This window comes from Polaribacter aquimarinus, assembly GCF_003129485.1.
GTDB lineage: Bacteria > Bacteroidota > Bacteroidia > Flavobacteriales > Flavobacteriaceae > Polaribacter > Polaribacter aquimarinus.
Genome location: NZ_QFFG01000007.1, coordinates 30,293 through 53,242, shown reverse-complemented (window position 1 = coordinate 53,242; position 22,950 = coordinate 30,293). Strand labels below are relative to the sequence as shown.

The 22,950-nt window shown below is 31.2% G+C and carries 22 protein-coding genes; 8 read left to right on the top strand and 14 right to left on the bottom strand.

Annotation, left to right across the window (positions count from 1 at the left end; all coding sequences use genetic code 11):
• Window positions 1-35: 35 nt before the first annotated feature.
• The 7 genes from murD to mraZ are packed head-to-tail and all read right to left on the bottom strand — an operon-like array spanning window position 36 to window position 7,773.
• The gene (gene murD / locus DIS07_RS14130; protein WP_109405919.1) at window positions 36-1,370 is read right to left on the bottom strand and encodes a UDP-N-acetylmuramoyl-L-alanine--D-glutamate ligase; all 1,335 of its coding nucleotides are present in this window, start codon (window positions 1,368-1,370) and stop codon (window positions 36-38) included.
• Window positions 1,371-2,597 carry a phospho-N-acetylmuramoyl-pentapeptide-transferase gene (gene mraY / locus DIS07_RS14125; RefSeq protein WP_109405918.1) on the bottom strand — a complete coding sequence of 409 codons (1,227 nt, stop codon included), beginning with the start codon at window positions 2,595-2,597 and terminating at the stop codon, window positions 1,371-1,373.
• Window positions 2,598-2,602: 5 nt separating this feature from the next.
• Complete coding sequence (locus DIS07_RS14120; protein ID WP_109405917.1) at window positions 2,603-4,066, bottom strand: UDP-N-acetylmuramoyl-L-alanyl-D-glutamate--2,6-diaminopimelate ligase; 1,464 nt, start codon at window positions 4,064-4,066, stop codon at window positions 2,603-2,605.
• Window position 4,067: 1 nt separating this feature from the next.
• Complete coding sequence (locus DIS07_RS14115; protein WP_181374613.1) at window positions 4,068-6,086, bottom strand: penicillin-binding protein; 2,019 nt, start codon at window positions 6,084-6,086, stop codon at window positions 4,068-4,070.
• A 5-nt stretch (window positions 6,087-6,091) separates the two neighbouring features.
• Complete coding sequence (locus tag DIS07_RS14110; protein ID WP_109405916.1) at window positions 6,092-6,418, bottom strand: FtsL-like putative cell division protein; 327 nt, start codon at window positions 6,416-6,418, stop codon at window positions 6,092-6,094.
• A gap of 1 nt (window position 6,419) precedes the next feature.
• Window positions 6,420-7,319, bottom strand: a complete 900-nt coding sequence (gene rsmH / locus DIS07_RS14105) for a 16S rRNA (cytosine(1402)-N(4))-methyltransferase RsmH (RefSeq protein WP_109405915.1) — start codon at window positions 7,317-7,319, stop codon at window positions 6,420-6,422.
• On the bottom strand, window positions 7,306-7,773 hold the full coding sequence (gene mraZ / locus DIS07_RS14100; protein WP_109405914.1) for a division/cell wall cluster transcriptional repressor MraZ: 468 nt from the start codon (window positions 7,771-7,773) through the stop codon (window positions 7,306-7,308). Before mraZ ends, rsmH begins: the two co-directional genes overlap by 14 nt.
• 201 nt (window positions 7,774-7,974) lie before the next feature.
• Here mraZ and DIS07_RS14095 point away from each other — a divergent pair, with 201 nt between their 5' ends.
• The 6 genes from DIS07_RS14095 to DIS07_RS14070 are packed head-to-tail and all read left to right on the top strand — an operon-like array spanning window position 7,975 to window position 12,540.
• A complete protein-coding gene (locus DIS07_RS14095; protein WP_109405913.1) occupies window positions 7,975-8,739 on the top strand; it encodes an alpha/beta fold hydrolase in 765 nt (254 codons plus the stop codon).
• 6 nt (window positions 8,740-8,745) lie between these two features.
• Entirely contained in the window at window positions 8,746-9,357 is a 612-nt protein-coding gene (gene yihA, locus DIS07_RS14090; RefSeq protein WP_109405912.1) for a ribosome biogenesis GTP-binding protein YihA/YsxC, read from the top strand.
• Window positions 9,358-9,381: 24 nt separating this feature from the next.
• A complete protein-coding gene (locus tag DIS07_RS14085; RefSeq protein ID WP_109405911.1) occupies window positions 9,382-10,068 on the top strand; it encodes an RluA family pseudouridine synthase in 687 nt (228 codons plus the stop codon).
• A 29-nt stretch (window positions 10,069-10,097) separates the two neighbouring features.
• Window positions 10,098-11,135 (top strand): alkane 1-monooxygenase, encoded by a 1,038-nt coding sequence (locus DIS07_RS14080; RefSeq protein ID WP_109405910.1) that lies wholly within the window; start codon window positions 10,098-10,100, stop codon window positions 11,133-11,135.
• A complete protein-coding gene (locus DIS07_RS14075; protein WP_109405909.1) occupies window positions 11,136-11,873 on the top strand; it encodes a nitroreductase family protein in 738 nt (245 codons plus the stop codon). It begins immediately after the preceding gene.
• Between the two features lie 28 nt (window positions 11,874-11,901).
• A complete protein-coding gene (locus DIS07_RS14070) occupies window positions 11,902-12,540 on the top strand; it encodes a hypothetical protein (protein ID WP_109405908.1) in 639 nt (212 codons plus the stop codon).
• Here DIS07_RS14070 and DIS07_RS14065 read toward each other — a convergent pair.
• Window positions 12,537-14,921, bottom strand: coding sequence for a penicillin acylase family protein (locus DIS07_RS14065; protein WP_109405907.1), 2,385 nt, complete (start codon window positions 14,919-14,921; stop codon window positions 12,537-12,539). The two genes, DIS07_RS14070 and DIS07_RS14065, sit on opposite strands and share 4 nt — an antisense overlap.
• A gap of 99 nt (window positions 14,922-15,020) precedes the next feature.
• Here DIS07_RS14065 and DIS07_RS14060 point away from each other — a divergent pair, with 99 nt between their 5' ends.
• Together DIS07_RS14060 and galE are read left to right on the top strand one after the other, a co-directional pair.
• Window positions 15,021-16,148, top strand: coding sequence for a DegT/DnrJ/EryC1/StrS family aminotransferase (locus DIS07_RS14060; protein ID WP_109405906.1), 1,128 nt, complete (start codon window positions 15,021-15,023; stop codon window positions 16,146-16,148).
• A 4-nt stretch (window positions 16,149-16,152) separates the two neighbouring features.
• Window positions 16,153-17,166 carry a UDP-glucose 4-epimerase GalE gene (galE, locus tag DIS07_RS14055; RefSeq protein WP_109405905.1) on the top strand — a complete coding sequence of 338 codons (1,014 nt, stop codon included), beginning with the start codon at window positions 16,153-16,155 and terminating at the stop codon, window positions 17,164-17,166.
• A 67-nt stretch (window positions 17,167-17,233) separates the two neighbouring features.
• On the opposite strand, the gene DIS07_RS14050 is transcribed toward galE, so the two are convergent.
• From DIS07_RS14050 to DIS07_RS14025, 6 genes are all read right to left on the bottom strand, one after another.
• Complete coding sequence (locus DIS07_RS14050; RefSeq protein ID WP_109405904.1) at window positions 17,234-18,085, bottom strand: 5-oxoprolinase subunit C family protein; 852 nt, start codon at window positions 18,083-18,085, stop codon at window positions 17,234-17,236.
• The gene (pxpB, locus tag DIS07_RS14045; RefSeq protein ID WP_109405903.1) at window positions 18,082-18,810 is read right to left on the bottom strand and encodes a 5-oxoprolinase subunit PxpB; all 729 of its coding nucleotides are present in this window, start codon (window positions 18,808-18,810) and stop codon (window positions 18,082-18,084) included. Before pxpB ends, DIS07_RS14050 begins: the two co-directional genes overlap by 4 nt.
• Window positions 18,803-19,534, bottom strand: a complete 732-nt coding sequence (pxpA, locus tag DIS07_RS14040) for a 5-oxoprolinase subunit PxpA (protein ID WP_109405902.1) — start codon at window positions 19,532-19,534, stop codon at window positions 18,803-18,805. Before pxpA ends, pxpB begins: the two co-directional genes overlap by 8 nt.
• A 1-nt stretch (window position 19,535) precedes the next feature.
• Window positions 19,536-20,762 (bottom strand): Nramp family divalent metal transporter, encoded by a 1,227-nt coding sequence (locus DIS07_RS14035; RefSeq protein WP_109405901.1) that lies wholly within the window; start codon window positions 20,760-20,762, stop codon window positions 19,536-19,538.
• 94 nt (window positions 20,763-20,856) lie between these two features.
• Complete coding sequence (pckA, locus tag DIS07_RS14030) at window positions 20,857-22,467, bottom strand: phosphoenolpyruvate carboxykinase (ATP) (RefSeq protein WP_109405900.1); 1,611 nt, start codon at window positions 22,465-22,467, stop codon at window positions 20,857-20,859.
• Between the two features lie 84 nt (window positions 22,468-22,551).
• A complete protein-coding gene (locus DIS07_RS14025; RefSeq protein ID WP_109405899.1) occupies window positions 22,552-22,932 on the bottom strand; it encodes a DUF423 domain-containing protein in 381 nt (126 codons plus the stop codon).
• Between the last annotated feature and the right edge of the window lie 18 nt (window positions 22,933-22,950).

The window sequence follows — 22,950 nt, the reverse complement described above, 5'->3', positions numbered from 1 at the left end:
CTATTGAATTTTTAAGATTAATACTTCATATACTTTTAAAGACTTTTTACCGCTTTTTTAAATTGGCGACCTCTATCTTCATAATTTTCAAACAAATCAAAACTTGCACATGCTGGCGATAACAAAACAACATCTCCTTTTTCTGCCAATTTATGAGATACTTTTACTGCCTCTTCAGCTCCTGCTGTCTCAATAATCATATCTACAACATTACCAAAGGTTCTTTTAATTTTTTCATTATCAAGACCTAAACAAATAATTGCTTTTACTTTTTCGCGTACTAAAGGCAACAAATCGTTGTAATCATTACCTTTATCAACACCTCCAACGATCCAAACTGTAGCTTTATCCATACATTCTAAAGCGTAAAATGTTGCATTTACATTGGTCGCTTTTGAATCGTTAACATATTCTACTCCTCTAACCTTAGCTACATTTTCTAAGCGATGTTCTGCTCCTTCGAAGTTTGACAAACTTTCTTTGATTGATTCTTTTCTAACTTTTAATAATTGTGCAGCCATTGTTGCTGCCATTGCATTCTTTGCATTGTGTTTTCCTTTAATTGATAAAGCTGATAACGGCATAATAAGTTTGTCTTTATTTATGTTGATTATTATATTATTGTCTTTTAAAAAAGCTCCAAATTTCAATTCTTTTTCAACTGAAAACGGAACTAATTTTGCATCTGTTTTATTCTTTTGCATCCAATTATTAATTGCTTCATCATCAGCATCATAAATTAAATAATCGGTTGGTTTTTGGTTTTTTGTTATTCTAAATTTTGATTCGATATATTTATTAAAATCATAATCATATCTATCTAAATGATCTGGAGTAATATTCGTTAAAATCGCAATATGACTATTAAACTTATCAACTCCATCTAACTGAAAACTACTTATTTCCAACACGTAGTTCTTATAATCATTCTCTACAACTTGTTTTGCAAAACTATCTCCAATATTACCTGCAACTCCTACATTTAATGCTGCCCTTTTTAAAATATGATGTGTTAATAATGTTGTTGTAGTTTTACCATTAGAACCCGTAATTCCTACAATAGTTGCTTCTGTATATTGAGCTCCGAATTCCATTTCTGATATGACAGGAATAGATAATTCTTTTAGTTGAGCCACTAAAGGAACTTTATCAGGAATTCCAGGGCTTTTCATTACAACATCTGCATTTAAAATTTTGCTTTCAGTATGATTTTTCTCCTCAAAATCTATCTTATGATGTAAAAGAACTTTTTTATATTTTTTTGATATTTCGCCTTTGTCTGACACAAAAACTTCGTATCCTTTTTGTTTTCCTAAAAGTGCTGTACCTACTCCACTCTCACCCCCTCCAAGAATCACTAGCCTTTTCATTTACCTCAATTTCAATGTTACTATAGCAAATACTGCCAATAAAATTCCTACAATCCAAAAACGGACTACAATTTTACTTTCGTGATAACTTAATTTTTGATAATGATGATGCAATGGAGACATTTTAAAAATTCTTCTTCCAGCTCCGAACTTCTTTTTAGTGTATTTAAACCAAGACACTTGCAAAATCACTGATAGATTTTCAACGACAAAGACTCCTGCTAAAATGGGCAACAATAATTCCTTACGGATAGCAATTGCAATAACCGCTATAATTCCGCCAATAGTTAAACTTCCAGTATCTCCCATAAATACTTGTGCAGGATATGTATTATACCAAAGAAAACCAATTAAAGCACCTGCAAAAGCCAAAATAAAAACTGTCATTTCACCAGAATTTGGTATGTACATCACATCTAAATAATCTGCAAAAATGATGTTTCCAGAAATCCAAGCAAAAGCAGCCAAGGTTATAACTATAATTGCCGAAGAACCTGCCGCTAAACCATCAATTCCATCTGTTAAGTTAGCTCCATTAGAAATTCCAGTAACGATAAATACGGTTATAAAAATAAAGACAATCCATCCGTATTTTTCATATCCATCACCTAAAAAACTTAATGCTTTTGAATAATCTAACTCATTATTTTTAAAGAAAGGAACTGTAGTTTTTGTAGATTTATGTGCATCACCAAAAACTTTTTTTCTTCCGTTTTCTTGCATCACTTGTTGCTGTGTTGGAAGTTGTTCTTTTATGGTAACTCCATCATTAAAATACAACATAGAGCCAACAATAATACCCAAACCAACTTGCCCTAAAACCTTAAATTTCCCTTTTAAACCACCTTTATCTTTTTTGAAAACTTTTATATAATCATCTACAAAACCAATCAAACCCATCCAAACTGTAGTAATTATTAAAATAATAACATAAATATTATCTAATTTCGCCAATAAAATTGCAGGAATTAAAGTGGCTAAAATGATAATTACACCACCCATTGTAGGGGTTCCTGATTTTTGTTTTTGACCTTCTAAGCCTAAATCCCTAACCGTTTCTCCAACTTGTTGTTTTCTTAAAAAATTAATAATACGTTTACCATAAATTGCCGAGATTAACAACGATAAAATAAATGCCGCAGCTGCTCTAAATGTAATGAACTGAAACACACTTGCTCCTGGAAAACTAAACTGACTTTCTAAATATTCGAATAAATAATACAGCATCTTAGTTATTTTTTTAGTTGATTAAAACTGTTTTTTACTTCTTCTAAATCATCAAAATGCGTTCTTATTCCATTTATTTCTTGATAATTTTCGTGCCCTTTTCCAGCAATTAAAATGATATCTCCATTTTTAGAGAATTTACAAGCCGTTTTAATAGCTTGTTTTCTATCTAAAATTGATAGTGTTTTTTTATAGTTTTCTGCTGTAACTCCAGCTTCCATTTCATCAATAATAGCTTGTGCATCTTCTGTTCTTGGATTATCTGAAGTAAAAATGGTTTGATTACTTAGTTGCGATGCAATATGTGCCATTTTTGGTCTTTTTGTTTTATCTCTATCTCCACCACAACCAACTACAGTTATCAGTTGTTCATTTCCAGCTCTAATATCATTAATGGTTTCTAATACATTTTTTAAAGCATCTGGCGTATGTGCATAATCTACTATAGCCGTAACATTTTCATCTGAAACAACATATTCAAAACGACCACTTACATTTTCCAACTTACTAATAATGGTTAAGGTTTCAAGTTTTTCCAAACCCAACAATTCTGATGCTGCATAAATTGCTAATAAATTATAGGCGTTAAAACCCCCAATAAGCTTTGTCCAAACCTCGATTTCATTAATTTTTAACAAACTTCCAGAAAATTGCTTTTCTAAAATTTTTGCTTTGTAATCTGCTATTGTTTTTAAAGCGTAGCTATACTTTTTGGCTTTTGTATTTTGCAACATAAAACCACCATTTTTATCATCGATATTTGTCAATGCAAATGCTGATTTAGGCAAACCATCAAAAAATGTTTTTTTTACGTTTCTATATTCTGCAAATGTTTCATGGTAATCTAAATGATCATGAGAAAGATTGGTGAAAATTCCACCTGCAAAAAATAACCCCTCTGTTCTTTTTTGATGAATTCCGTGAGAACTCACCTCCATAAAACAATAATCTACTCCAGCTTCAACCATTTTATCTAAATAACTATTTATGGTTACAGAATCTGGAGTTGTATGTGTTGTTTTAAATTCAGTTTCGTCAACTAAAATCTTAACCGTTGACAACAAACCAACTCTATAACCTGCTTTTTTAAACAGCTGATATAAAAGTGAAGCAATTGTTGTTTTTCCATTAGTACCAGTAACACCAACAAGTGGCAGCTTTTTAGACGGATTATCAAAGAAGTTTGACGACATAATTGCTAAAGCTGCACCTGAATCATCTACCTGCACATAAGTAACGCCTTCTTTCTTATCTTCAGGAAAATATTCACAAATAACTGAAGTCGCACCTAATAATATTGCTTTATCTATATATAAATGACCATCTACAGTTACCCCTTTTTGAGCCACAAAAACATCATTCTTTTTAATTTTTCTTGAATCAAAAACAACAGCATTCACATCAACATCTGTACTTCCAAACACCTGACGAATTGAAACTTGATATAATATGTCTTTTAAATTTTTCAGTTTACGAAAGTTTTAAAATGATGGTTTTTCCTTTAACTAATTTTTCTCCTTTTTTAAGTGATTGAGACTTCACTTTTCCTACTCCAGATAATTTCACTTTTAACCCAATATTTTCTAATAAAGACAAAGCGTCCATTCCAGACATTCCGCATACATCAGGAACTTTTTGATAATCTTTATTTAATCTTTTATCGAATTTTTGATATAGATTGTCAATTGCAGCAAACTGAATTTCTTCGTCTACAGTTTGTTTATCAACAGGAGTCGAAGTATAAATTTTTTGAGCGATTTCTTTAAACACAGGTGCAGCAACTGTAGCTCCATAATATCCTTTTTCTTTCTTCGGATCATGAATCACAACCACACAGGTATATTTAGGTTTATCCGCAGGAAAAAAACCTGCAAATGATGCTACATAATGTTTCATAGAATAATAACCACCTTCCCATTCACCTTTTGCATTTTTAGTTCTTGGAATATATTTTTTAGCAGTTCCTGTTTTTCCAGCCATAGAAAAGTTAGATGAATAAATATTATCTGCAGTTCCTTTTAATACCACATTTTCCATCACTTTCCTAATCTTTTTCAAAGTCTCATCTGAAGCGATTTTTGGGTTTAGAATTTCAGTTTCAAATATTTTTTCAGTTTTATCTTCTCTTCTTAACTCCTTAATAAATCTAGGTTTTACCATAACCCCATCATTAGCAACAGCATTATAAAACATTAAGGTTTGCATTGCAGTTACAGAAACCCCATAACCCCAAGACATCCATTCTAAAGAAATTTTATTCCAACTTTTATCAGTTGGCTTTGGCACATAAGGCATTCCTTCACCTTTTATTTGAAAACCAATAGGCTTTGTAAAACCATATTCTTCAAGTTTTGAAATAAACTTTTCTGGCTTATCATCATAATGCTTTCTAATTAGTTTTACTATTCCAACATTGGAAGAAACCTCAAAAACTCTTGCTGCAGAAATTTTACCGTAGCCACCTCTTCTTGAATCCTCTACTTTCTTTCGGTGTATAAAAATTCGACCTTTTTCAGTATCAACAACTGTTGAAGTATCAATTACTTTATCATCTAGTGCAATCATTAAACTTGGCAATTTGAAAGTAGAACCCGGTTCATGACTTTCCCAAACTGCATAATTTCTTTTTTCGTAATAGGTTCCTTTAGAGGTTCTTCCTAAATTAGAAATTGCTTTTATTTCTCCTGTTGCTGTTTCCATAACAACTGCACAACCGTGATCTGCCTCAAAATATTGGAGCTTACTTAACAAAGCATGATGCGTAACATCTTGAATATTCACATCTATTGTTGTAATAATATCATGCCCATCTACGGGTTCTTTTTCGTTTACATCATTAATCGGCTTCCATTGATTTTTAGCAATTTTCTGTTTCCAACGCAATCCATTTTCTCCTTCCATATAATCTGCAAAAGCACCTTCTATTCCTGCACCACCTCTATAGTCATCATACCCAATGGTTCGTTCAGCAATTTTACCAATTGGATGCGCACGAACCGTTTTATGTTCCGCAATAAAACCTCCCTTATACACTCCCTTATTAAAGATTGGAAATTGCTTCATTTTCAGATAATCTGTATAACCAACATTTCTCGCTATTAACAAATACCTGCTTTTTTTATTTTTTGCCTTTCTCAGTCTATTTTGATAGTAAGCAACGGGTTTACCTAACATTTTAGAAAGCTCTTTCGACAATCCCGCAACATTTTTCTCAAACACCCCACTTTTCACAGCTGCAACAACATCCATTCTAATAGTAAATTTCGACATTGAAGTAGCCAATAAATTTCCATCAGCAGCATACACATTACCTTTATTAGCATAGATAGTATCCTGCTTAATTGTTAACTCCGTCGAAAGTTTTTTGTATTTATCACCCTCTGAATACTGAATAAAAAAAACTCGAAACACAATAGCCAATAAAAACAGCGTCAGAAAAGCAGCTACCAAGTAGAATTTTGTAAGAATGCTTTTTTTATGAGTTGCCAATTTTATTATTCTTTTATAATTACTTTTATTTTTTGGGGAGGAGATTGCAATGACTTCAAACCTCTTTCTTTTGCCTTTTCCTTAATATTAGATTCCATTTTCATTCGCATTAAAATAGTACCTGTATCAACGTATTCAGCCCTTAACTCTCGCTTCTTTTTATTTAGTTCCGATATTTGAATCACTTTTTTATCTGCCCTATGAGCACTTGTAATCATCAACAGCAGCAACACAACTATATAAATAATAATCCTCCAATTTTTAAAAGCAGATTCATCAGTAAGAAAACTCCCTCTTAAAAAATCATAAACTCCCTTTTTTACTTTTAGCATTTTAATGTTTAATTGTTGCTATTCTTAATTTAGCACTGCGAGCCCTGTTGTTAATTTTAATTTCCTGTGGGGTAGGCACTATTAACTTTCCAACCTTTTGTAATGGCACATTACTGTTACCAAAAATATCTTTCACGGGCTCGCCGCTAAACAATCCTGTTCTAATAAATCTTTTCACCAATCTATCTTCTAACGAGTGATACGAAATCACACTCAACCTTCCTTCTTCATTTAACAAATTTGGAATTTGTTCTAAAAACTCTTTTAAAACATCTAACTCCTCATTCACCTCTATTCGAATTGCTTGAAATATTTGCGCTATAATCTTATGTTCTTTTGCTTTTGGCAAGTGCCTCTGCAACACTTTTCTTAACTGCAAACTTGTCTCAATCTTTTCTTCTTCTCTTTTTCCAACAATTGTTTTTGCAATATTTCTAGAGTTTCTTAATTCCCCATACAAAAACAATATTTCAGCTAATTTTTCTTCTGAATAATCATTGATAATCTCTTTTGCTGATGTTTTCGACTTCTGATTCATTCTCATATCCAAATCACCATCAAAACGAGTAGAAAAACCCCTATCTGCTTCATCAAACTGATGAGAAGAAACTCCTAAATCAGCCAATACACCATCAATTTTTCTAACATCATAAAACCTCAAAAACCTTGAGATATACCTAAAATTCTCAGGAATCAACACAAAACGCTCATCATCAATTACATTTCCTTGCGCATCAGGATCTTGATCAAAACCAAATAACTTCCCATTTCCTCCAAGTCGTTTTAAAATTTCTTTAGAATGACCTCCTCCTCCAAAAGTTACATCTACATAAACACCATCTTTTTTTATCGCAAGCGCATCAACGCTTTCTTGAAGCAAAACCGGATTATGGTAACTCATCGAAATCTGTATTACCCATTACTTCTTCTGCCAAATCCGCAAAATCATCTGCCGCATCATCAATTGCTTTTTCATACTTTTCCTTATCCCAAATCTCAATGATATTTACTGATGACGACATAACTACTTGTTTTTTAATACCAGCAAACGCAAATAAATCTTTAGGGATTAAAATTCTACCAGTCGCATCCAACTCCACCATTTTCACTCCCGCAGTAAACCTTCTGATAAAATCGTTATTTTTCTTTTTAAACTTATTCAGTTTGTTAATTTTCTCCATCATCAAATTCCATTCTTTCATCGGATACAACTCTAAACAAGGCTGAAAAACAGCTCTTTTCACCACAAAACCTTCCTGCAACACAGGCGCAAGCTGCTTTTTAAAGGCTGATGAAAACATCAATCTCCCTTTAGCATCTGCTTTACATTCGTATGTTCCAATTAGGTTTATCACTAAAAATTAGTTTTATTGAAATCAAAAATATATAAATTTTACCACTTTTTACCACTTTTTACCACTTTGTTAATAAATAACGTATTTATTAACAATTCATTGCGAGTTGAACATTTTTTTTCTAGAAAATCAGGATTAACCAAAACGTTACCTATTTCATAAAAAAGAATTACATTTGCTTTCAAGCGAAATGAAAAATCAATGACTGATCAGTTAAAAAAGGAAGGAGAATTTACTTACGCAGAAGCTGGAGAAGGACCTGCAATCATTGTTTTACACGGGTTGATGGGTGCTTTGAGTAATTTTGACCCTACATTTAATCACTTTTCAAAAAATGGTTATAAAGTTTTAATTCCTGAATTACCTTTATACACTTTACCTTTACTTAAAACTAATGTTAAAAATCTAGCACGATTTTTAAAAAAATTTATGGAGTATAAACAAATTGACAAAGCCATTTTACTTGGAAATTCTTTAGGCGGACATATTGCTTTATACTTCACAAAACACTACCCCGAAAAGGTTATAGCTTTGGTATTAACTGGAAGTTCTGGTTTATATGAAAATGCTATGGGAGATAGTTTTCCAAAAAGAGGGAATTATGAATACATCGAACAAAAAGCAAAAGATGTATTTTACGACCCTGCAATTGCAACAAAAGAATTGGTAGATGATGTATATGCCACTGTTAACGATAGAGTAAAAGCCTTAAAAACGTTATCGATTGCAAAAAGCGCCATTCGACATAATATGAAGAATGATTTACCAAATATGCAACACCCAACTTGTTTAATTTGGGGAAAGCAAGATGGAGTTACACCTCCTGAAGCTGCTGAAGATTTTCATAAATTAATGCCAAACTCAGATTTATTTTGGATTGACAAATGTGGACACGCAGCAATGATGGAAAAACCTGAAGAATTCAACAAAGTTCTTCACGATTGGTTTACAGCTCGAAATATCTAAATTTTTATGAAAATTAAATCCGCAGAGTTTGTAATGAGTAATAGTAATGTTACTAAAGCTCCAAAAGATAGAATACCAGAATACGCTTTTATTGGACGTTCTAATGTCGGAAAATCATCATTAATCAATATGTTAATGGAGCGTAAAGATTTAGCAAAAATCTCTGGAAAACCCGGAAAGACCCAATTAATTAATCACTTTAAAATTAATGATGAGTGGTTTTTAGTAGACTTACCTGGTTATGGATACGCTCAAGTTTCTAAAAAGAAAAGAACCATTTTTCAGTATTTTATAGAAAACTACTTTAAAGAAAGACAGCAATTGGTTTGCACATTTGTTTTGATAGATTCTAGGCACGATCCTCAAAAAATAGATTTAGAATTTATGCAATTTTTAGGCGAACAACAAATTCCATTTTGTATTGTATTTACTAAAGCAGACAAGCTAAGTAGCTCTAAATTAAACAAACAAATTACTTCTTACAAAAAGAAATTATTACAACATTGGGAGTCTTTACCAACTTCTTTTATCACCTCATCTTCTTCGGGTTTTGGTAGAGATGAGTTTTTAAATTTTATTGATGGTGTTAATGAAGATGTAAAAGATAATTTTAAATAACTTTTCTTCATTAATTAAGGACAGATGCAGTCTAACAAAGAAAATTTACAGGTTTTATTTGAAGATAATCACATTATAATTGTGAATAAAAGAGCTGGCGACATTACACAAGGTGATAAAACTGGAGACAAACCTTTAAGTGACGTTGTAAAAGAATACATTAAAAATAAATACAACAAACCTGGTAATGTATTTATAGGCGTTGTACATCGTTTGGACAGACCTACTTCTGGGATTATTATTTTTGCTAGAACCTCTAAAGCTCTAGAACGTCTAAATAAGATGTTGCGTGACAAAACGATTCACAAAACCTATTGGGCGGTTGTAAAGAATCATCCTAACAAAGAAAAAGATACGTTAATCAATTTTTTAAAAAAGAATCCAAAAAATAATAAATCATCCGCTTTTCAAAAAGAAATTACCGGAAGTAAGAGAGCTGTTTTACATTATCAAGTAATCAAAAAATTAGAAAATTATTCTTTATTAGAAATTGATTTAGAAACTGGAAGACATCATCAAATTCGCACACAACTATCATCTATTGGTTGCACTATTAAAGGCGATTTAAAATATGGTTTTCCAAGAAGTAATAAAGATGGCAGCATACATTTACATGCCAGAAAAATTCAATTTACACATCCTGTGAGCAAAGAAACTATCAAAATTATTGCTCCCACTCCAAATGATGTCATTTGGAACGCTTGTAACTAAATGGTATCTTTAGAAAATTAATTTTCTAAATGAAAGCTTTAAAATATTTCTCAGTTTTAATATTACCTGTAATAGCATACATTTCATTTACTAGTAAAGGATGGATGACATACATCCCAATCATTTTTGTATTTATTTTTATCCCTTTTTTAGAACTTTTTATCAAGCCCAATAAAAACAACTTCTCTAAAGAAGAAGAAAAAAAAGAAAAAGAGAACAAGTTGTATACCTATTTATTATATGCAACTTTACCTATTCAAATACTATTTCTACTATTGTTTTTTGAAAGTATTCAAGAACCCAACTTAACGAATTCAGAGATTACAGGAAGAATTTTAGCAATGGGAATATTATGTGGTGTTATTGGAATAAATGTTGGTCACGAATTAGGGCATAGAAACAACAGAGTTGATGAATTTATAGGTGAAATGTTACTCTTAACTTCTTTAAACACCCACTTTTTACCTTATCATAATGCGGGCCATCATTTTAATGTTGCTACTCCTGAAGATGCAGCTACGGCAAGAAAAAATGAAATTATTTATCTCTTTTGGATTCGTTCTCATATTTCTAGTTACATCCAAGCTTGGAAACTCGAAAACAAACGAATGAAAAATGAAAATAGAAGTTGGTTTCATCATCAAAATAGGATGATTATTTACACATTTTGCAATATTATTTTATTAGGCTTAATTTACCTTTTCTACGGACAATTTGTATTGTTTGCATTTGTTGCTACCGCAATTACTGGGATTGTTTTACTAGAAACCGTAAACTATATAGAGCATTATGGTTTATTGAGAAACAAAAAAGAAAACGGACGATATGAACGTGTGCAACGAAATCACTCTTGGAATTCCGACCATCAAGTTGGACAAGCATTATTGTTTAATTTATCACGTCATTCAGATCATCATTATAATGGTGCAAAACATTATCAATTATTAAAATCATTGCCTGAAAGTCCGCAAATGCCCACAGGTTACCCAGGAATGATGTTGCTTTCACTCTTTCCGCCTTTATGGTTTTGGGTGATGAATACTAAAATTAAAAAACTTTCTAACTAAATGAGTCAAGAAAAAACAGTTTCAGAAGCCATACATTACAGAAGATCAGTTAGAGTTTTTGATACCGAAAAACCCATTGATAAAAACATTGTAAAAAAATGCTTAGAACAAGCAGCATTGGCACCTAACAGTAGTAATATGCAATTGTGGGAATTTTATCATATTACATCCAAAGATATTATTGATAAAATTGCGCCATTTTGTTTCAACCAAAACGCAGCAAAAACTGCGCAACAATTGGTGGTATTTGTAGTTCGAAAAGATTTATGGAAGAAAAGAGCAAAATCGAATTTAGATTATATGGATTCCGTTTTTGGAAAAAACAATCCAAAATCAGCACAAAGTAGCAGAGAAAAAGTGGCTCGTAATTATTATGGTAAAATCATTCCGTTTGCTTATTCAGAATTTTTAGGAATTTTTGGTTTTGTAAAATATTTAATGGTTTCTACTATCGGGCTTTTTAAACCTATGTATAGAGAAGTTAGAAAAAGTGATATGCGTATTGTAGCTCATAAAACCTGTGGTTTAGCCGCTCAAAACTTTATGATTTCTATGGCGGCTGAAGGTTTAGATACTTGCCCAATGGAAGGTTCTGATACTTGGCGCGTTAAAAACTTATTAGGCTTGCCTTTTGGTTCAGAAATTAACATGATAGTTTCTTGCGGCATTAGAACCGAAAAAGGCGTTTACGGAGAACGTTTTCGAATTCCTTTTGAGGAAGTATATAAAGAGGTGTAAAATTTATACTTTTACAAAAAAATTCAAAATGAAAAAATTCCAACTCCTTTTAACTATATTATTTTTATCCAACTCCTTTTTAGTACAGTCTCAAGAATATTTTGAAGGAATTTTAACTTTCAAAATGAAGTTTCAAGATAAGACAGGAAAGCTAACTGATAAACAATCAGAACAATATATGGGTAACCAACAAACCTACTACTTAAAAGGAAAAAACTATAAATCAGAATTGAATGGTTTATTAGAAATGACAACTTATTACCAAGGTAGAGACACTCTTTTTACCAAAATGAAAGGTATAAACTCATTGATGTATTCTTTAACAAATGTTAGAGAAGAAAAAATAATTTCTTTTAAAATTAAAAAAACTAAGAAGAGCATTCTTGGGTATAAATGTAAATTACTAGAAATTAAAACCAACAAAGGCTTTCATCAGTATTTTTATAGTAATGACTTAACATGTGACTCAAAAACCTTTGAAAATCATAAAATGGGATTATGGGATTTTTTTACAGAAAAAACTAATGGAGCTCTTCCTATTATTTCAATTTCCGATGTTGAGGACTACAAAAGTTATACAGAATTGATATCTGTAGTCCAAAAAAAGTTAGATATCAATATTTTTAAAAAGCCTGATTTCCCTATAATTAAAATGCCAAAAAACTAATTTTTAGGCTTCAAAACCAAAACATTCTCACTTTTTTGAATTTCAACTTGATTCAATTTCATTTTTACAAACTCGCCATTTAAATATTTTTGAGTTTGATCTTTGTAATATTCACTAAAAACATTTCCAGATTGTCCTGTAGGCAAAATAGATACACTGTTTTCTATATCAGAAAAATCAATCACTCTTCTTGTTGAAGGTCCTGCAGTAACTTTATACACTCCTGTACTATCCAACTTAAAAATCTGGTTATTGATGACTTCATTTCCGCCAATAGTTTCAAAAGGCCCCACATTAAACAATTTACGCAACAGTCCTCCTGCTTTTCCTATTGCGTGTTCATATTCTATAGATATCACTCTGTTCCAAGTCCAATTATCTATGTTTTCTCCTAATTGATTTTGTAAAAAAGAAATGGTATTTTTAAAAGATGTATTAATAACCTCTTCTTTTGTTTCCACTTTATCTATGGTCGAAATATCATCCCACCAAACTGAATTTTCTCTTTCAACTTGCGTGACTAATACTTGATCTTGTAATTGCGAATTGATAAACAAATCAAAACTACCACCTAACTCATCTTTATATGTATTCTTTAAAAATTCAAATAAAAATCGGTTATAAATGGTTGGTGCTACAGAAGTTTTTAAATGCGTTCCATTCCATTTTTCTAAAATAGAAAACGCTTTTCTACCTGAAACTGATAGAGAATTTTTATCAACACTTTTCAACAAATTTCTACCAATTTCTGATGCTGTTGATGATTTTACATCATAAATCATTTTCATAACATCTTCTTTAGTAAAATCGTTTTTAGGTTTTAATAATTCAACTATTCTCTTAGATCTATCTTGCGGTTGATAATATCCTGGATACAATTTCCCTCTAACAGAATCTGGTTGATGATTTGCAGAATACACAAAATTACTTGGAGGATTTATCGCTTGTGGATTTTCTTTAAAAGGTAAAAACTCTACAATTTCATCTTTTCCTGATGCTCCATCTAAATATAATTTAGATGATAACGAATCTCTTAATTGATAGAGTTTTGCTGATGAAAACCAACCAATATTATCTTTTGCATCTCCATACATTACGTTTAAACCTGGAGCATGAATTTTAGCAACAGATGTTTTAAAATCACTCAAAGATTTAGAATGCGATATTCCGTAAGAAACCTCCAACATTTCATTTGGCAACTGTGTGTAAATCCAATTCATTGCTATGGGACGATCATCGATAACATGCTCAATTAAACCATTCATAATTGGCCCGTGTTTACTTACCTTTACTTGAAAAGTGGTATCAGCTTCACCTTTAATTTTTATGGTTTTATTTCTGATTTCATATTTTTTTAAACCTTCTTTAGTTTGATATTCTAAAGTATTTTCTGGGTTTTCTTTTTCTATATAAAAATTTAAATCGTCGTTAGCTAACATTGTTAATCCGTATGCATACTCACGATTATGACCTAATAAAGGAAAAGGCATCAACGCAATATTGTATCCGTAAATTTCGTACTCAGGAGTTTTTATATGGTTTTGATACCATACAGAAGGTTGTGCAAACGCAATGTGAGGATCGTTAGAAAAGATTACTTTTGCGTTTTTGGTTTTCCCTGGTGCAATTACCCAAGAATTACTCCCTATAAAAGGAGAAACAGGTAAATCATTCATAATCGCACTTACAGTTTTAGAAAAAGTAGCTTCAATCTTTTTCGGATTATATGTTTTGTTAATGGTTAAATTTTCACTGTAAGTGCTCATCAATTCTTGTAAATGAGCATTTCCTAGTTTCTCTTTAATTTCAGTTAACAAAGGATCTGTTTTGTGCGCAACTGCAAAACTAAAAGACATATACCCAAAGACATTGTAAATATCTTTCATTGTGTATTTTTCTTTTTTCACACCAACCATATAAAATTCTATAGGTGTTTTTCCTTCTTCTAAAAATTGATTCACGCCTTTTAAATAGGCTTCACTTAATAGATAAGCTTGCGAAGTTGTATCTAATTTCTTAATCGTTTTTTTAGCAGCTTCTTCAATACCTAAACCACCAAAAAACTGATCTACTCTTACCAAGTCTTTTCCAAAAATCTCTGACAATCTTCCGGATGCAATCCTTCGCATCAATTCCATTTGCCACAATCTGTCTTGTGCATGAACATAACCTAAAGCAACATAAGCATCTTTTTCGTTTTGAGCATTAATATGTGGCACACCTATTTCATCAAAATAAACCGTTACTTTATCTGAAATATTTTTTAACTCCAACTCGCCTGAATATTTTGGTGCCGCATATTTGCTGTATAACCAACCTAAAATAAACATCAATAAAACAAGAATTAATAGTATTCTTAAAAAACGCTTCAAAAACTTCATAAAAATTGATTTTTATCAAAGATAACAGAATTATTATTTACGCATACATACATTAAAAATGAAAGGAAGTTTGTATTTTTGAACCTCAAAATCGTCCTTATGAAAAAAATACAAATGGTTGACTTAAAGAGTCAATATGAAAAAATTCAAGAAGAAATAGATGCTGCAGTTTTAAACGTTATTAGATCTACACAATATATTAATGGCCCAGAAGTTAAGAATTTTCAAAAAGAGTTAGAAAACTACTTAGGCGTTAAGCATGTAATACCATGTGCTAATGGAACTGATGCTCTTCAAATTGCTATGATGGCTTTAGATTTACAACCTGGAGACGAGGTTATCACTGCTGATTTTACTTATGTAGCTACGGCCGAAGTTATTGCTCTTTTAAAATTAAAACCTGTTTTAGTTGATGTTTATGAAGACACTTTTGATATCGATATAGAGGCAATAGAAAGAGCCATTACACCTAAAACCAAAGCGATTGTTCCTGTTCATTTATTCGGACAGGCAGCAAATATGGAAGCTATAACAGAGGTGGCTCGAAAACATAATTTACATGTCATTGAGGATACTGCCCAGGCTATAGGATGTGATTATACTTTTAAAGACGGATCAACACAAAAAGTAGGTACAATTGGCACTATTGGTTGCACTTCTTTTTTCCCTTCTAAAAACTTAGGTTGTTATGGTGACGGAGGAGCAATTTTTACCAATGATGACGATCTAGCACTAAAATTAAAGCAAACAGCAAACCACGGACAGTCAAGACAATATATTCACGATAGAGTTGGTGTTAACTCTCGTTTAGATTCTATCCAAGCTGCTATTTTAAGAATAAAACTAAGGCATTTAGACACTTATTCTGCAGAAAGAAATAAAGCTGCTGATTTTTATGATAATGCTTTTGCTAATCATCCAAAAGTGAAAACTCCAAAAAGAGTTTCTCACTCAAATCATGTTTTTCATCAATATACACTTCAGTTAAATGGAGTTAATAGAGATGAATTAAGAGCTTTTTTATCCGAAAAAGGGGTTCCTGCAATGATATATTACCCAATTCCTTTGCACTTACAAGAGGCATATACTGATCCTCGCTACAAAGAAGGAGATTTCCCTGTGACAGAAAAACTATGCGCAAGCGTAATTTCTTTACCTATGCAAACCGAACTAACTCAAGATCAATTAAAACACATTACTAGCTCTCTTTTAGAATATTTAAATTAAAACTTTGAAAAGAATATTAGTAACAGGAGGATTAGGATTTATAGGCTCTCATACCGTTGTTGAATTACAAAATGAAGGTTTTGATGTAGTTATCATAGACGACTTATCTAATACAAGAATTAATGTTTTAGATAATATTACAGAAATTACTGGAATAAAACCAGATTTCCATCAAATTGATTTAAAAATTAAAAAAGAGGTAAAACACTTTTTTGATACTAATACTATAGATGGAATAATTCATTTTGCAGCTTATAAAGCAGTTGGAGAAAGTGTTGGAAAACCCCTTGACTATTATGAGAACAATATTGGCAGTTTAATTTACCTTTTACAAGAAATGAGAAATCGAAATATAGACAATTTTATTTTCTCTTCTTCTTGTACGGTTTATGGACAAGCTGATGAATTACCAATCACTGAAAATGCACCAATAAAAAAAGCTGAATCTCCCTACGGAAATACAAAACAAATTGGAGAAGAAATTATTCAAGAAAGTTGTAAAGCTTATGGCTTAAATGCTATAGCTCTGCGGTATTTTAATCCAATTGGAGCACATGAAAGTGTAAAAATTGGAGAATTACCTCTAGGTGTTCCTCAAAATTTAATTCCTTTTGTGACTCAAACTGCTGCCGGAATTAGAAAAGAGTTATCTGTTTTTGGAAATGATTACCCAACTAAAGATGGTACTGCTGTTCGTGATTATATTCATGTTGTAGATTTAGCTAAAGCTCATATCGCTGCTTTAAAAAGACTAATTAATAAAAAAAATAAAATAAACTTTGAGTTTTTTAATGTTGGTTCCGGAACTGGAAGCACAGTTTTAGAAGTAATAAAAGCATTTGAAAAGGCTTCTGGAAAACCTCTAAAATATAAAATTGTTGGTAGAAGAGAAGGAGATGTAACTGCTGCTTATGCGGACACTACAATTGCCAATAAAGAATTGGGCTGGAAAACTAAAAAAACTTTAGATGAAGCTTTGGAAGCCGCTTGGAAATGGCAACTAAAACAAGAAAAATAAAACAAAAAGTTAGCGTGATAACGTTAACTTTTTTTTTACCGAAAAAGTAATTTGACCAAAATTTAACTTAAGCATTAATCAACCTAAATTTAAATTGAGCGTTTAAAGTTTTTTGTGCCATTTTATTGATTGCTTTTTCAGTAAGTTGTAAAATTCTAGGATACCCACCTGTAACCTGGCAATCTCTCATTAAAACAATTAGTTTTCCTGAAGGTGTCAGCTGCACAGTTCCTGGTACAACTCCCGAGGTTAGAATGGAAGGAAAATTATTTCGAATAGTTTCTTTTAAATGATACCCCATTCTACTATTTTCAGAAGAAACTCTGAACATAGTTTTAAGTAATTGTTTTTTTTGTTGTAAAGAAAGTAAATAAAACTCTGGACCTTCAAAACACTCTACATCAGTTGATGTAAAGTAGGGTAGGTTTAATTTTACAGTTGCATTTGTTGATTTTGTATCATCAACACAAGGCACAATTTTTAAAATATCACCTTTTTGTAATCTAAAATTTTTAGTAATACTTTGATATTGACTTCTACTATTTAAAACTTTTGGTGTTTGGATACCGCCTTTTACAGCCAAATAACTTCGAACCCCAAAATTCAACTTACCAAAAGATAAAACATCTCCTGAATTAATTTTTATTCTTGTATTATGTTTTATTTTTTGTTGATTTAAAACTGGGCTAAAATCAGCTCCAGAAATTGCAATGAAAGTATCAGCTAAAAATTGGATTTTAGTTCCTCCAAAAGTTATTTCTAATAACGCACTATCTATAGAATTATCTAAAATACTATTGGCAATATTTGCAGAATACGAATCCATTACTCCTGAAACAGGAACTCCAAATGAAGCAAAACCTATTCTGCCCATATCTTGAACAGTTGTATAAAATCCAGCTTTTAAAACTTTAATCATTCAATTAAAGTTTTAGAGATTTGATATGACTTTCTTTCAACTTTTCTCTGAATTTCTTTGTATTCGCTTAAAGAAATTGACTTAAATCTGACTTTATCTCCAGATTTTGCAAAACATGGATTATTAGTATTTGCATCAAAAAAAAGAACAGGAGTTTTGCCGATAATATTCCAACCTCCTGGAGAACCAATTGGGTATACCCCTGTTTGTTGTCCACCAATAGCAACAGAACCTGTTTCTACTCTTAATCTAGGTTTTGGTTTTCTATCTATAAAAAGTTGTTTATCTAACCCTCCTAAGTATAAGAAACCAGGTAAAAACCCAATAAAAAAAACAGTATATATAGTTTCTTCATGAAGTTCAATAATTTTAGCACTAGACATTCCTTTTATTGATGCTATCTCTTTTAAATCTAATCCATATTTCTCATCATAACAAACAGGAATTTCCCATAAAAATCGTTGCTGTTTTTCAACTTCAATTTTAGATAAGTAAACTAATTGTAAAAAATCTTTTTCTACGTCAAAATTATAAAATGGTTTAGTGTATTTGATCATTAAGGAATTATATGCAACAATTATATCATCACATTGAATTTCTTTTTGGTACTCTATCTTATATTTGAACTGCAAAATATCGTTTAAGATATTTTTACTAATAATAGGTTTCCATTCAACTAAGATTACCTTATTACCGATAGCTTTGTAAGTAATATTTCTATCCAATTATAACTCCTTTTTTAGTTAATTCTTGATGCAAAAATTCTAAAATTTTCAAAGAATTAACATTGTCTCCATGTATACAAAATGTATCAGCTGTCATTTCTTTTTGATTTCCATTAATTGTTTTAACTTTCCCTTCAAATACCATTTTGCAAATATGCTTATAAACCTCGTTAGGATTGTTTATCAAGGCATTTTTACACTGTCGTGAAACCAAACTTAAATCTTCATTATAATTTCTATCTGCAAAAGCTTCGTATTGTATATTTATATTATTACACAGTGCAACTTGTTCAATTTCTGAACGATAAGGCACATACAAAAACACATTATTTGTATATTCTTGAATAACTTCTACAAAGTTTTCTGCAGCAACTTCGTCTTTAGACATTAAGTTATATAAAGCACCGTGTGGTTTAACATGATGCAACTTACAGTCAAATTTCTCTAATCTCTCTAAAAATAGATCCATTTGATTTCTAATACTTTTCTGGAGTTCATCTTTTGAAATATTCATGACTTTTCTCCCAAAATTTTCTTTATCAGGAAAAGAGGGATGCACGCCTATCTTTACATCATTAGTAATTGCTAATTTAATCGTATTATCAATGGTTCTTTCATCTCCAAAATGACCTCCGCAAGCAATATTGCATGAAGAAATATAGGGCATTAATAAATGTTCATTTATAACACCTTCGCCTACATCACAATTGATATCTATCTTCATTTTAAATCAAATTAAAAACTTTTAAAATTCCTTTTGCACCTAAAAAAATAGTGATTGCTAAAATGAAAAAACCAATCATATTTTGAGTTTTAGTATTCACAAACTTCCCTAAAACCGACTTTTTATTCATAATCCACAATAAAATTCCTGCAATTACTGGCAACAACATTCCGTTAGCCACTTGCGCAAATTTGATGATTTCAATAGGCTTTATTCCAATAGATGAAAACAAAACACCTAAAAACAAAATGACTATCCAGACCAACCTAAACTTTTTAGATTTTAAATCAATTTTCCAGCCTAAACACCCTTTTGCTACATATGCTGCTGCCAAAGGTGCTGTTATTGCTGATGTGATTCCTGCTGCAAACAAACCCAATGCTAAAAAGTATTTCGCAAATTCACCATACAAAGGCGCTAATCCTTTTGCCAAATCAGCAGCATTGGTAATATTTGGAATTTGAATAGCTGCTGCAGAAATAATAATTGCCATAGAAACCAATCCACCTAAAATAATAGAGATTATTGTATCCTTTTTAGCAGATAATAAATCTTCTTTTTTATTCCAACGTTCTTTCACTAACGAAGCGTGTAAAAACAAATTGTAGGGAACTACTGTTGTACCAATTAAACCAATAATTGTCAGTAAACTTTTTTCAGGAAATCTAGGAACAAACATTCCTTTTAAAACACCTATTATATTGGGTTTTGTAACAATTGCTGTGATTAAAAATGAGACACTCATCAATAAAACTAAAGTAACCAATGCTTTTTCTAAAAACTTGTAATTACCAATATAAAGCAGAATAAAGGCGATTACTCCTATTAATAAACTCATTAAATTAATAGAAATTGAGCCAATTTCTACTATCAATTTTCCTAAAATAGTTTCTAACCCTAAAATTCCTCCACTTATATTACCAGCTTCATAAGAAGCATTTCCAACAACTACGGCTGCTAAAATTAAAAAAGTAATAAATTGTTTAAAGAAAGGATTTTTAATTTCTTCTCTAATTACCTCTGAAAGTCCTTTTTGAGAGATGACACCTAACCTAGCTGCCATTTCTTGTAAAACAATGGTTGCAATTACCGAAAGTAACATAGCCCAAAGTAAATTAAAGCCAAAATTTACTCCTGCCAAAGTACATAACGTAACTGTTCCTGGGCCAATAAAAGCAGCTGCCACTAAAGTTCCTGGACCAATATTTTGAAACCATCTTTTAATCATAAAAAACGAATTTTTTAGAATCCTCGAATAAAGATACTTTTTTTAAACAAAAAAACACCTCAAAAAGAGGTGTTTTCATTAAAACAAAAAACTACTAAAATGCATAACGTTGTGGACCTCCTCTTCGAATTTCCTCGCTAGCAAACTCTTCATATTTTTTAAAATTATGTCTAAAGGCATTGGATAATTTAAAAGCTTCACAGTAATAAGCTTCATCATTATTCCAAGTTGCTCTTGGACTTAGCAATTCAGACGGTACACCCGGACAAGTTCTTGGTTGTGCAACTCCAAACACAGAATGAATATGATAATCTTCGTAGGTATAATCTCCTAATTTACCTTCTAAAACAGCATTAATCATTGCCCTAGTATATTTTAATGGCATTCTTCTTCCAACACCATATCTACCACCAGACCAACCTGTATTAATTAACCAAACATTTACTTTTGCATTTGTAATTTTTTTACTCAACATTTCAGCATACCTTGTAGGATGTAGCGGCATAAAAGGTGCACCAAAGCAAGCTGAAAAACTTGGCATTGGTTCTGTTACACCAGCTTCAGTTCCTGCTACTTTTGCTGTATAACCAGAAATAAAATGATATGCTGCTTGACTTGCTGTAAGCTTTGATATAGGAGGCAATACCCCAAATGCATCTGCCGTTAAAAAGAAAATATTCTTCGGATCTCTTCCTATTGAAGGCTCTTTTATATTCTCAATATGATGAATTGGATAACTCACTCTTGTATTCTGTGTGATAGAGGTATCAGAAAAATCAACAACTCCATTTTCATTCATAATTACATTTTCAAGAATCGCTCCTTTTTTTATGGCTGCAAAAATTTCTGGCTCTTGTTCTTGTGATAAATTAATCACTTTTGCATAACAACCTCCTTCAAAATTAAACACGGTATTTTCTACAGTCCAACCATGTTCATCATCTCCAATTAAACTTCTATCAGGGTCTGTAGACAATGTAGTTTTACCTGTACCCGATAATCCAAAGAAAATTGCTGTATCACCTTCTCTACCTACATTGGCAGAACAATGCATTGGTAAAGTTTTTTTGTAAACAGGAAGTATAAAATTTAAAGCAGAAAAAATTCCTTTTTTTATTTCTCCAGTATAACCTGTTCCACCTATCAAAGCAATCTTTTTACTGAAATTTAAAATTGCAAAATTGTGTTGACGAGTTCCATCTACTTCAGGATTTGCCATAAATCCAGGAGCGTTTATAACAGTCCATTCTGGAGAAAAAGATTCTAATTCTTTTTCTGTTGGACGTAAAAACATATTGTAAGCAAACATATTGCTCCAAGGATATTCGTTTACAACTCTAATGTTTAACTTATAATTTTCATCAGCACAAGCATAACTATCTCTTACAAAAATTTCTTTTTCAGACAAGTAATCAACTACCTTACCATATAAATCATCAAATTTATTAGGGTCAAATGGAATGTTGATATCACTCCACCAAACCTTGTTTTTTGTTACTTCATCTTTTACAATAAAACGATCTTTTGGAGATCTACCTGTAAACTCACCTGTGTTCACTGCAATTGCACCTAAATCTGATTCAATTCCTTGTTCTTTTTTTAAAATTTCACCATGTAATTCGTCTGAACTTAGTTGATAACGAATTATGGCATTTTTGATTCCTAGACTATTTAACGAAATCGATTTCGTATTTGTATCTACCATATCAATATTTTTGATGTTTTATATCTGACAAAATTAAACAATAATTTAAAACTGCCTTAAATTTGATTAATTTTTATGATTTATTTAATTATTAGCAATCTTTTTTAAGAATACAGCAACCATGTATAACCATCCAATTATCAATGTTATTCCACCAATAGGTGTTATAAACCAAATATTTTTGGCTGTTATTGCTGTTAAATGAATTGCAAAAATTGACCCTGAAAAGAGAAAAATCCCTAAGAAGAAAATATAACTAATTCTATTTTTTTGTGCTCTTGTAAATCCATCATAAATATTAACAAATAACAATACTATTACATGATACATTTGATAACGCACACCTGTTTCGAAGCTCAATAATTCTTGGGGTGTTAAAACTTCTTTTAAAGCGTGTGCTCCAAAAGCCCCTAAAATAATTGCTGACAATCCTAAAAAACAAGTAGCTATTAAATTTTTAAACATTTTTTATGCTTTTTGTTA

Coding starts and splice junctions, on each gene's coding strand:
- murD (WP_109405919.1), bottom strand. CDS start 1,370: ATGAAAAGGCTAGTGATTCTTGGAGGGGGTGAGAGTGGAGTAGGTACA.
- mraY (WP_109405918.1), bottom strand. CDS start 2,597: ATGCTGTATTATTTATTCGAATATTTAGAAAGTCAGTTTAGTTTTCCA.
- DIS07_RS14110 (WP_109405916.1), bottom strand. CDS start 6,418: ATGCTAAAAGTAAAAAAGGGAGTTTATGATTTTTTAAGAGGGAGTTTT.
- rsmH (WP_109405915.1), bottom strand. CDS start 7,319: ATGAGTTACCATAATCCGGTTTTGCTTCAAGAAAGCGTTGATGCGCTT.
- DIS07_RS14095 (WP_109405913.1), top strand. CDS start 7,975: ATGACTGATCAGTTAAAAAAGGAAGGAGAATTTACTTACGCAGAAGCT.
- yihA (WP_109405912.1), top strand. CDS start 8,746: ATGAAAATTAAATCCGCAGAGTTTGTAATGAGTAATAGTAATGTTACT.
- DIS07_RS14085 (WP_109405911.1), top strand. CDS start 9,382: ATGCAGTCTAACAAAGAAAATTTACAGGTTTTATTTGAAGATAATCAC.
- DIS07_RS14080 (WP_109405910.1), top strand. CDS start 10,098: ATGAAAGCTTTAAAATATTTCTCAGTTTTAATATTACCTGTAATAGCA.
- DIS07_RS14075 (WP_109405909.1), top strand. CDS start 11,136: ATGAGTCAAGAAAAAACAGTTTCAGAAGCCATACATTACAGAAGATCA.
- DIS07_RS14070 (WP_109405908.1), top strand. CDS start 11,902: ATGAAAAAATTCCAACTCCTTTTAACTATATTATTTTTATCCAACTCC.
- DIS07_RS14065 (WP_109405907.1), bottom strand. CDS start 14,921: ATGAAGTTTTTGAAGCGTTTTTTAAGAATACTATTAATTCTTGTTTTA.
- DIS07_RS14060 (WP_109405906.1), top strand. CDS start 15,021: ATGAAAAAAATACAAATGGTTGACTTAAAGAGTCAATATGAAAAAATT.
- DIS07_RS14050 (WP_109405904.1), bottom strand. CDS start 18,085: ATGATTAAAGTTTTAAAAGCTGGATTTTATACAACTGTTCAAGATATG.
- pxpA (WP_109405902.1), bottom strand. CDS start 19,534: ATGAAGATAGATATCAATTGTGATGTAGGCGAAGGTGTTATAAATGAA.
- DIS07_RS14035 (WP_109405901.1), bottom strand. CDS start 20,762: ATGATTAAAAGATGGTTTCAAAATATTGGTCCAGGAACTTTAGTGGCA.
- pckA (WP_109405900.1), bottom strand. CDS start 22,467: ATGGTAGATACAAATACGAAATCGATTTCGTTAAATAGTCTAGGAATC.
- DIS07_RS14025 (WP_109405899.1), bottom strand. CDS start 22,932: ATGTTTAAAAATTTAATAGCTACTTGTTTTTTAGGATTGTCAGCAATT.